This is a genomic window from Flavihumibacter sp. CACIAM 22H1 (assembly GCF_001601815.1).
Taxonomy (GTDB): domain Bacteria; phylum Bacteroidota; class Bacteroidia; order Chitinophagales; family Chitinophagaceae; genus Flavihumibacter.
Genome location: NZ_LUKG01000089.1, coordinates 1 through 10385, shown reverse-complemented (window position 1 = coordinate 10385; position 10385 = coordinate 1). Strand labels below are relative to the sequence as shown.

Sequence of the window (10385 nt, the reverse complement as noted above, 5' to 3'; positions counted from 1 at the left end):
CTCCCGCACAGTCGGTACGTTTTTTATTCAGTAATCCTTCCTTTTTATTAATACTCTTATACTTTACCATTCCGAGCCTACCTGGCTGGGCAGTAAAAAACTGGCTGCCTACGTTGTTTTCTGAAACATTGGGAATTGATATGGCTACAGCAGGTCCAATGGCTACTATTACAACGTCCGGTTCTTCTTTATTCGGCGTTGTAGTGGGAGGCTATTTATCTGATCGCTGGGTTCAAAAGAATATACGCGGGCGAATTTATACAGGAGCAATTGGCCTGGGGCTAACGATACCTGCCTTAGTGTTTCTTGGCTTTGGAACAGATCTTTGGCAAATTCTTGCAGGCGCTGCATGTTTTGGAATAGGTTTTGGCCTTTTTGACACCAATAATATGCCGATACTTTGCCAATTTGTATCGGTCCGCAACAGAGCAGCAGGGTATGGGTTAATGAATTTGACCGGGTTGTTATCCGGAGCACTCGTAACAGATTTACTTGGCAAATTTAGTGCTGCCGGTAACCTTGGAAGCAGTTTTGCCGCTCTTGCTTTAATTGTGCTGCTTGTATTGGTTATACAACTCTATTATCTTCGACCGCAAACAATCGACTATGTCGATAAAGACCTGTAAACGCTGCCCTTTAATAATAGAATCCAACGCTTTTTCCTGCTGATTCCGCTATGCATGCCATAGGCGAAAATCCTACCTTGCAGGTAAATCAGTTGCATGACGGGAAAATTTGTTGCAGTCGGAATCGTATTTGCCTTCTTGTGGTCTTCCGCCGCCACTGCTACAAAACTGGCATTGGGTAGTGCTCAACCATTAACCATTGCCGTTATCCGGTTTCTACTAGCTGGTGGATTGATGTTATTGATTTCACACGGTTTGCTAAAAAAAAGACATCCGCAAAAAAAAGAATGGAAACAACTGGCCGTATATGGCTTGCTGAATGTAGCCATTTACCTGGGCGTATATGTTATTGCTATGCAATTTCTGGGTGCAGGAATCGGAAGTTTGGCCATAGCCATTAACCCATTGTTCATTAGTTTACTGGCAGCGCTGTTCTTTCGGTACAGGATTACAGGAACCGCTATTTTTTGTTTACTGATCTGCACGGTTGGTGTGGTTATGGCAGCATGGCCTATGTTGCAAAACAGTTATGCCACGCCGTTGGGAATGGTATTGCTCTTCGCAAGTATGCTCACGTATTCGATTGCAGCCATTTATTATACCAGGCAGCAATGGAACGGATTGGATATCTTAACCATTAACGGGTGGCATACCCTGCTCGGCGGTTTGTTTTTACTGCCCCTGGCCCTTATTGGGTATGATGCAGCTAAAAACCATTTCGATGGCAGGTTTTGGATGGGAACCGGTTGGCTGGCCATTCCGGTATCTATCGGTGCCGTCCAGGCCTGGTTATACCTGCTGAAAATAAATACAGTAGCAGCCGCCTATTGGTTATACCTCTGCCCGGTATTTGGTTTTTTACTGGCTTACCTGGTTTTAAACGAACCAATTACCGGGTTTACTATCCTGGGTATGTTACTGGTAATTGGCGGATTGTATGTTTCTCAACGAAAAAAATAAACACATGAATAAACGAAAAGGTCTTCTACCGGTATTATTACTAATAAGTGCCGGTTTAATCGCACAGTCTTCGTCTTCCGTACCCGTTTTTGTATCGGGCCGGGAAGGCCATAAAAGTTACCGGATTCCGGCTATCATCGCCTTACCCAACGGTAAGCTGCTGGCTTTTTGTGAGGGTAGGGTTGACCATGCAGGAGATTTTGGAGATATAAATATTGTACTTAAAACCAGTACCGATGGGGGAGCAAACTGGTCGGCCATTCAAACCCTGGTAGATTATGATACCTTACAGGCAGGTAATCCCGCGCCGGTTGTAGATCTCCTTGATCCTGCTTACCCGGGCGGACGAATTTTCCTTTTTTACAATACTGGAAACAACCACGAAGGGGAGGTCCGGAAAGGACATGGTTTACGCGAAGTTTGGTACATCAGTTCAACCGATGGAGGTAGCAGTTGGTCACCCCCCGTAAACATCACCCTGCAAACACATCGCCCCAATCAACCGGCTATTAATCCTGCTTATTCTTTTCGGGAAGACTGGAGAAGCTATGCCAACACACCGGGTCATGCCATGCAATTCCAAACAGGTAATTTTAAAGGGCGCATTTTTGTGGCAGCCAATCATTCTTCCGGCAATCCTCAGGAACAATCGGAAGATTACCAGGCACATGGATTTTATACCGATGATCATGGCCGCACCTTTAAACTCGGTGAAACCATTTCAATACCAGGTAGTAATGAATCCACTGCCGCAGAATTAACCGGCGGAAAACTGATGTTGAATGCGCGTAACCAGAAAGGAGATATCCGTTCCAGGATTGTGGCCACCAGTTCAACAGGAGGGGCCACCTGGGACAGTACCTATTTCGACCCCCAATTACCTGACCCGGTATGCCAGGGCAGCTTACTCACCATTGGCAAAAAGAAAAAGAACAACCTGCTTGCATTCTGTAATGCAGCCGATACGAAAAAAAGAGATAAACTGACCTTGCGCATTAGTTATGACGATGGCAAAACCTGGACAAAGGCTTTTTTGGTAGACCAGGGAGAAAATCCCCGGGAATCAGACCCAACAGCCTATTCAGATATTGTTCTGGTAAACAGAAAAACTATTGGGGTATTGTATGAAAAACACGGGTACAGCAGTATTGTATTCCGATCAGTTCGTTGGAAATAACAATTTAAACGGCTGACAGGCTTAAAAACGCAGGGCCGATCGAATCGATCAAATCGGAAGCCAGTACAGCTTCCATTCCCCATTTTCGGCTGGCAATTTCTCCGCAAATCCCGTGCAGGTAAACGCCCAGCAGGGCAGCCTGTTCCGGCGTATAACCACGCGCCAGTAAACCGGTAAGCAGGCCTGTCAGCACATCACCACTGCCCGCTTTGGCCATGGCAGCATTGCCGCTGGTATTGAACCAGGCCCGTCCGCCAGGCATTGCTATAAAACTATGATGGCCCTTGAGCACCACAATCACCTGGTAGCGGATGGCGAGCCTGGCGGCCGCGTTTATCCGGTCAAAATCATTAACAGCACCAGGGCATAAGCGGTCAAACTCCTTAGGGTGTGGGGTAAGTATAGAGAAGGGTGGCAGGGCTTCCAGTAATGCAGGTGAACCGGCCAATATATTCAACGCGTCTGCATCCAGTACCAGGGGCTTCCGGGATCCCTGAATAAAATGGGCAACCAATTCCCGGGCAATGGGGTCTTTTCCCAAGCCGGGACCCATACCAATTGTTTTGAATTTTTCTAAATCAGTACCCACTACTTCCGGAACCTGCTTCTTGTAAAACAGTGTCATGGATTCCGGTAAGGCAATCGGCAATACCTGCGCTTCTGATTCCGGAACCAGGGTGGTCAATAAACCGGTTCCTGCTCTTAAACAGGCTTTTGCAGCCAGTATTGCAGCACCCATTTTCCCCGAACTTCCTGCCAGTAACAGGGCATGGCCGAAATTCCCTTTATGCGCGTGTGCCGGACGAGGTTGCAGAATGGCCCGGGCAATGGATTCCTCCAGCATTTCATACGCAGGTAAAATTGTAGCCAGAAAACGGGCTTCCAAACCAATATCCAGGATTACCGGCAGCCCATAATAACTCGCATTTTCAGCCAGTAATAACGCTGTTTTATAACACTGAAAACTAAGTGTTACAGCTGCTTTTATGCAGGGCGCCGGCAGGGTAGAACGATCGGCAAACAGGCCGCTTGGCAGATCAATGCTGATAATTGGGTTGGGGGCCTGGTTTAAATGGGCAATTAGTGCTGCCAGTCTTCCCTCAGCCGGTCGGTTAAGACCGGTACCCAGGAGGGCATCAATTATCAGCCCTTGTTCCGGGATCACCGGCAGGGGCGAACTTTCCTGGATATAATGCAGGTTTACAGGTAATGTATGCAGCCGATGCAGGTTTTGTTGAAAATCGGGGCTACCCAGTTGGCCTGTTTCCAGGATAAAAACATCCACCGGCCGGTTAAATGCCTGTAACAAACGGGCAATGGCCAATCCTTCTCCGCCATTATTGCCCTTGCCACAAAAAATATAGAATTGTTGTTGCGCTATAAGGTTATTGGCCTCCAGCCATTTTATACAGGCAGTGGCAGCGTTTTCCATTAAATCAATGGATGCTATGGGTTTTTGTTCAATAGTGAAACGATCCCATGCACGAACCTGTTCGGCAGATAAAACAACCATACCGAAAAGTACAAAAAAAATGAATGAGCTTATTCGGAACCGCCACCCACAGAAACCGATCCGTCGGAGTCCGGATCCTGGAACAGGTTATTGCTTTGCTGGTAATCGCCAAAAAGATCGCAGAGTTGTTTGGCTTTATAAATTCCCCGGTTATAACGGTTACCCAACATTATGATGGTGGCTTTTTCTTCCGGCAGGCGAATGAATACCGTGTTGTTGCCATGCCACCAGCCGTTGTGATAAACTATTTTTTTCCCGTTTTTAAGCTCGGTAAGGCGCCATCCAAGGCCATAATTACGCATACCTGATTTTTCATAACTATATCCGGTAAACGCAGCTTGCAGGGTAGCAGGTTTGAAGAGGGAATCGCTGTAGAGCGCCTGGTCCCATTTCAACATATCACGTACGGTGCTGTATACATTTTTATCGCCATAGACCAGGTCCATAAATTCAAGACCATATCTCCGGTTATTGGCTTCGAAGGAAGGCATGGAACCAGCAGCATCCTCGGGCCTGAAAACATAGGTATCGTTCATCTGGAGCGGGATGAAAAATTTCTCATCCATGAACTCAGGGAAAGACTGCCCGCTAACTTTTTCAATAATCAATGCCAGTAAGGCGTAATTGGTATTACAATAACTAAAGCGCCGACCTGCTGTAAACTGGATGGGTGGATGCATTTTATACAGAGAAGCCAGTACATCCAGGTTGGAAGCCAGTTTCTTTTTATTCCAGCCATAAACATCCAGGTAATTGGTATAGTTGGGTAAGCCGCTGCGATGGTTCAGCAGCATTTTGATGGTGATATTTTTGTAGGGAAATTTTTCAAAGTAGTTGGACAACTCATCATCCAGCGAAAGCTTACCTTCTTCCCAAAGCTTCAGTACAGCCATGGCTGTAAATGTTTTCGATACCGAAGCCAGGTGAAACGCATCATGTTCCTGCAGTACCTGGTCCTTTAAAACAGGATCGCGATAGCCGATGTATTCTTCCCGGATAATTTCTCCGTCCTTGGCAATAAGATAGGCTCCATTAAATCCCCGGGCGCCAAAATTTCTTTGCATAAAAGCCTGGATAGCAGACTCATATCTATTTATAGTGGCATCGTCAGCAAAGATTTGGGAAGCGGGTACTACAGGGGCTGCAAGTTGGGAACCCGTCGTATCAGCGGGTTCAGCATTTCGGCAGCCGATCAGGCTTACCAGGACTACCAACAGTTGTACGAATCTGTTTTTCAAAATGCTACTTATTTTCGATAAAGGATATGGAATGTTCAAATATAACGAAAAATTGGTGTCAAATTGTATGCCGTAAAATTATAATGGATCGTTTTTTTAGTTGAAAACAAAGATATTTGCGCCAGCAAGCAACAACCAAAAAATGGAACCAAAAACAAGTTACCCAAAAGACAAAATTAACATTCTCTTCCTCGAAAACATCAGCGACAAAGCAGTACAACATTTTAAACAAATGGGCTATGCTTCTGTTCGCAAACTTTCAGGAGCTCTTTCAGAAGAGGATTTAATCAAGGAAATCAAGGATGTTCATCTGCTAGGTATACGTTCCAAAACCATGGTAACGGAGAAAGTTATTGCCGCCGCTACCAAATTACAGGCTATTGGAGCCTTCTGTATCGGAACCAACCAGATTGACCTGAAAGCCGCTACCAAAGCGGGTATTGCTGTTTTCAACGCACCCTATTCCAATACCCGTTCCGTTGCCGAACTGGTAATTGGTTTATCCGTTATGCTTATTCGTCGCATTCCGGACAAGAACAAAGCCGCCCATGAAGGCATTTGGATGAAAGACGCCAAAGGCAGTTTTGAATTGCGTGGCAAAACCCTGGGCATCATCGGTTACGGTAATATCGGCACACAGGTTAGTATCCTCGCAGAGGCCATGGGTATGAAAGTGCTCTACTATGATACCCTTACAAAATTACCCTTAGGAAATGCTGTGGCTGCAAAAAGCATGAAAGAGCTGGTGGCCCAATCCGATATTATTACACTGCATGTACCTGACCTGGAGTCTACCAAAAATATGATCAATAAAACCACCCTGAAAAACTTCAAAAAAGGCAGTATTCTCCTGAATTATGCCCGGGGTGAAGTGGTAGAGCTGGAGGCGCTGCGTAAATGCCTGGTCGACGGACAACTGGGCGGAGCAGCCATTGACGTATTTCCATGGGAACCGGAGAAAAATGGCGAACGTTTTCAAACCCCGTTACAGGACCTTCCCAATGTAATCCTGACGCCACATATTGGTGGTTCAACGGAGGAAGCACAACAGAATATAGGAGAAGATGTAAGTATGAAGCTTTACCAGTACCTGGAAATGGGTACCAGTTATGGCTCGCTTACGGTACCGCCGCTGAGCCTGCCACCACAGGAAGGCACACACCGGATCCTGCATATTCACCGCAATGTGCCCGGGGTATTATCTGCTATAAATACCGAGTTATCGAAGCATAAAATCAATATCCTGGCCCAATACCTGAAAACGAATGAAGAAATCGGGTATGTGGTGCTAGATGTCGATAAAAAATTGTCCTCCCAGGCACAGAAACTCCTGAGAGATATAAAGGAAACCATCAAGGTTCGTTTATTATATTAAAATACGCATAGTTCTGCTGGCATCATTGCTGCATATGCACGCAGGGATTGCCAGCAGTTTTTTTAACACCCATTTTTTCAATAATAATTGAAAGTTTAATAACTTTGTAAAAAATCGGACAATGAAAATTGTAATAGCCGGGGGCGGGTTTGGTGGATTACGTTTAGCACGCAAACTGAATAATAAAAGGGGAGTTGAAGTGCTATTGGTTGATCGATTTAACTATCACCAGTTTCAGCCTCTGTTTTACCAGGTGGCTACCGCGGGGCTCGATGCCAGTAATATATCCTTTCCATTGCGGAAGGTATTTCAGAAAAGTACCAATGTTCGGTTGCGCATGGCAGACATTTACCGCGTAGAGCCCGAACAAAAAAAGCTGGTTACGGATATTGGTGACATCAGTTATGATAAACTGGTGATAGCAACCGGGGCTGGTACCAACTTTTTTGGAAACAAGGAGTTGGAAACGCATGCATTTTCCATGAAATCGACTGTAGAAGCCCTGCAGATAAGGCACCGCCTGATGGAAAATCTGGAACAGGCCACCGTAGAAAAGGATCCGCAGGAAATTGAGCGTTTAATGAATATTGCTGTTGTAGGGGGTGGGCCAACGGGGGTTGAACTATCCGGAGCCCTGGCAGAAATGAAAAATTATGTGCTGCCCAAAGACTACCCGGAGCTTGATTTCAGTAAGATGACTATTTACTTATTGGAGGGTTCCGGAAAACTGCTGGGGGCCATGAGTGAAAAAAGCTCGGTTCAGGCCACCGGTTACCTGAACCGGTTGGGCGTAACCGTACGAACCAATACACAGGTTGCCAGTTATGACGGAAAAACCCTCACCAATAAAGATGGTTCTCAAATCCAGACGGCTACTGTATTATGGGCAGCCGGAATTAAGGGACATGTACCTGAAGGCATAACAAAAGTGGAAACCGTTCGGGGAAATCGTTTACCCGTGAACCAGTTTAACCTGCTGGAACCGTACCAGGATATTTATGCTATCGGCGACGTGGCGTCGATGGTTACAACCGAGTATCCTCACGGTCATCCGCAGGTAGCACCCGTAGCTATTCAGCAGGCAGATAACCTGGCCAGCAATTTACTGGCGGAACTAGCGGGGAAACCAACGCATGCTTTCAGCTACCGCGATAAAGGCTCTATGGCAACCGTGGGCAGAAACCTGGCAGTGGTGGATATGCCCAAACCCAAATTACATTTTGGCGGCTTCCTGGCCTGGTTGGTTTGGATGGCATTACACCTGATGCTGATATTGGGTGTAAAAAACCGGCTCTTTGTATTTCTGAACTGGGTATATAACTACGTAACCTATGACCAGTCGCTCCGCTTAATTTTCCGGGAGTTCCACCGTCCGTCGGATGAACAGCCACCCGTATTACAAGCTCGCAAATTCATGGAGGGAGAGAAGGTATAGCCACAGCAATGAATGGCTAATTCGGCTGCAAATTGTTTTGCTGGTGGTTCATTGGCGAATATTCTATTTAACATAATATAAATTATAAGACAAACAGGCGGCTGCGTTTAAGCCGCGGAATCTTAGGCTTATAATTGACTTGGATGCTGCAGTTACCTGAAATCCAATACGTTGCAAACAACCATCAGCAACGGTTATTTCTCATAGTTGAGGTTAACAGCAGCTTAGAGGAATTGACCCTGCCTTTCTGCACAAAAAAACCGCCCTGTGGAGGCGGTCTTTTTTGCACTATAAATTCGATTAGTGTACTTTATCTACATTGTTGAATTTCTCTTCGTACACTTTTAATTTTTCCTGGTTCTGCTTGTTGTCATAGATGGTGATCAACAGGTCATAGGCATCTTTCAAATAAGATTTCTGCTCCATTTTCAGTTTGCCTTCTTTCCCCAGCAATTCATCCACTTTTTCAAAATATGGAATGGCGGCGTCAAATTTCTGCGTAATTAAGGTACGTAGCTCTTCTTTTTTCTTCAGCTCTTCAGGTTTCAGACGGCCACCTTGCGGAGGACGAATGGCTTTATTGACCGTATTGTAATCAACTCCCTGGTTGTACTGGATTTGTCCCAGTACCAGGTAAGCCGCCGCATAATCTGGTTTTTCCGCCACCACTTTTTTCAATTCTGTTTCAGCTTTTGCAATCAGCTCTGCAGAATTGGCCGGGCGCTGGGCCACATCTGGCTTATACCCCTCGGAATAAAGTTCTACGGCATAATTATACCGAATGGAAGTGTTGCCAGGATCACCCGCCAGTACAGCTTCGTATTTTTTAAACAGTTCAGCTTTATCGCCACCATCGCGGGCGATGTCTAACTCATACGCCGGCCAGAACTTATCTTCCGGGTATACTTCTTTACCCAGGGCCAGGTATTTTTTGGCAGCTTCTGTATCTTTTTTCTGGTTGTAATTATAATCTACCAGCCATTTGTAAATTTCCACCATGCCTTCGCCATTAACCTTCGCATCGGCAAGTTTGGAATAATAAATAGCGGCATCATCCCGCTTACTGGATTTCTCCGCACTGATACCGGCATATAAAACCACCGTAGTATCCAGGGTAAGATTCGACCATTTTTTACTAACCATATACTCACTTACTTCCAGGCAGTTCTTGAAGTTGTCGTGTGCAGTTTCAAATTTGTTGGCATTATAATCATCGGCACCGGCTTTAAAATAACCCTGGTACACATCCATGATCGGCTTATAGTTGTCCAGCTGCAGGAACACCAACTGCCCCTTATCGTCCATATCAACGTATTTCTTCATGGTCTCAAAAGCAACAGCACGGGCGTTCGGAACAGTAGCCGCAACTGCAGGATCCTGGGAAATTTCAGCATAAATTTTTGCTTTGGTGTACCAGGCTTCCAGGTTCTTGGCGTTTTTTTCATTGGCCAGGAAGCTTTCTATCTGATCTTTTGCTTCGGTTAATTTCTTAGCCTTTAAGGTTCCTTTGATTTTCTCCAGGTTCTGGGCAGATAAACCCAGTACCGTCGTGGCCAGCATCGCTGTAAGTAAGAGCTTTTTCATCAGTCCTATTTTTGTTAGAGGTTTAGTTTATGTGTTCTTCTTTTTATTCAGATGGATTTTCTGTAGGATCGGTTGTCTCCGTGGGTTCGGTGGTATCTGTGGGTTCGGTTGGGTTGCCGGCTGGTTGCTCTTCTACAACTTCTTCCACCTCATCCAGCTTAGTGATGGCTGCAATAGCATCATTCGCTTGTAAGTTAATCAACTTTACCCCTTGTGTAGCACGGCCGGCTTCCCGGATATCGGCTATAGAGGTACGGATGGTGAGGCCACTTTTACAGGTAATCATCAGGTCTTCTTTTTCCGTCACATCCAGAATTCCCACAAGCGGACCCGTTTTTTCCGTAACACTGATGGTTTTAACCCCTTTTCCACCCCTGTTGGTGATCCGGTATTCATCAATCTGTGTCCGTTTTCCAAATCCTTTTTCACTTACCACCAGCACGGTTTTATCCGCGTCCTCTTTCTTGACACATATCA

At 45.7% G+C, this 10385-nt stretch carries 9 protein-coding genes; 5 read left to right on the top strand and 4 right to left on the bottom strand.

Annotated elements, in window-relative coordinates:
• The 3 genes from A1D16_RS18600 to A1D16_RS18590 form a co-directional block, all read left to right on the top strand.
• On the top strand, positions 1-626 hold a 626-nt coding region (locus A1D16_RS18600), incomplete at its 5' end, for an MFS transporter (RefSeq protein ID WP_290712296.1).
• A gap of 96 nt (positions 627-722) precedes the next feature.
• Positions 723-1586, top strand: coding sequence for a DMT family transporter (locus A1D16_RS18595; RefSeq protein WP_290712294.1), 864 nt, complete (start codon positions 723-725; stop codon positions 1584-1586).
• A gap of 4 nt (positions 1587-1590) precedes the next feature.
• Positions 1591-2763 (top strand): sialidase family protein, encoded by a 1173-nt coding sequence (locus A1D16_RS18590; protein ID WP_290712292.1) that lies wholly within the window; start codon positions 1591-1593, stop codon positions 2761-2763.
• 4 nt (positions 2764-2767) lie between these two features.
• Here A1D16_RS18590 and A1D16_RS18585 read toward each other — a convergent pair whose 3' ends face one another.
• Positions 2768-4276 carry an NAD(P)H-hydrate dehydratase gene (locus tag A1D16_RS18585; RefSeq protein ID WP_290712290.1) on the bottom strand — a complete coding sequence of 503 codons (1509 nt, stop codon included), beginning with the start codon at positions 4274-4276 and terminating at the stop codon, positions 2768-2770.
• Between the two features lie 29 nt (positions 4277-4305).
• On the bottom strand, positions 4306-5514 hold the full coding sequence (locus tag A1D16_RS18580; protein ID WP_290712287.1) for a serine hydrolase domain-containing protein: 1209 nt from the start codon (positions 5512-5514) through the stop codon (positions 4306-4308).
• Between the two features lie 142 nt (positions 5515-5656).
• Between A1D16_RS18580 and serA the strand changes: the two genes are divergently transcribed.
• On the top strand, positions 5657-6889 hold the full coding sequence (gene serA / locus A1D16_RS18575) for a phosphoglycerate dehydrogenase (RefSeq protein ID WP_290712285.1): 1233 nt from the start codon (positions 5657-5659) through the stop codon (positions 6887-6889).
• A gap of 121 nt (positions 6890-7010) precedes the next feature.
• Positions 7011-8324 (top strand): NAD(P)/FAD-dependent oxidoreductase, encoded by a 1314-nt coding sequence (locus tag A1D16_RS18570; protein ID WP_290712283.1) that lies wholly within the window; start codon positions 7011-7013, stop codon positions 8322-8324.
• A gap of 300 nt (positions 8325-8624) precedes the next feature.
• Here the strand turns inward: A1D16_RS18570 and A1D16_RS18565 are convergent, their stop codons facing one another.
• Entirely contained in the window at positions 8625-9908 is a 1284-nt protein-coding gene (locus A1D16_RS18565) for a hypothetical protein (protein WP_290712282.1), read from the bottom strand.
• A gap of 43 nt (positions 9909-9951) precedes the next feature.
• The coding region (locus A1D16_RS18560) for a DNA gyrase C-terminal beta-propeller domain-containing protein (protein WP_290712280.1) at positions 9952-10385 on the bottom strand (434 nt) is incomplete at its 5' end.

Excerpts from the sequence above, each read along its gene's own strand:
- A1D16_RS18595 (WP_290712294.1), top strand. The coding sequence starts at position 723 with ATGACGGGAAAATTTGTTGCAGTCGGAATCGTATTTGCCTTCTTGTGG.
- A1D16_RS18590 (WP_290712292.1), top strand. The coding sequence starts at position 1,591 with ATGAATAAACGAAAAGGTCTTCTACCGGTATTATTACTAATAAGTGCC.
- A1D16_RS18585 (WP_290712290.1), bottom strand. The coding sequence starts at position 4,276 with ATGGTTGTTTTATCTGCCGAACAGGTTCGTGCATGGGATCGTTTCACT.
- serA (WP_290712285.1), top strand. The coding sequence starts at position 5,657 with ATGGAACCAAAAACAAGTTACCCAAAAGACAAAATTAACATTCTCTTC.
- A1D16_RS18570 (WP_290712283.1), top strand. The coding sequence starts at position 7,011 with ATGAAAATTGTAATAGCCGGGGGCGGGTTTGGTGGATTACGTTTAGCA.
- A1D16_RS18565 (WP_290712282.1), bottom strand. The coding sequence starts at position 9,908 with ATGAAAAAGCTCTTACTTACAGCGATGCTGGCCACGACGGTACTGGGT.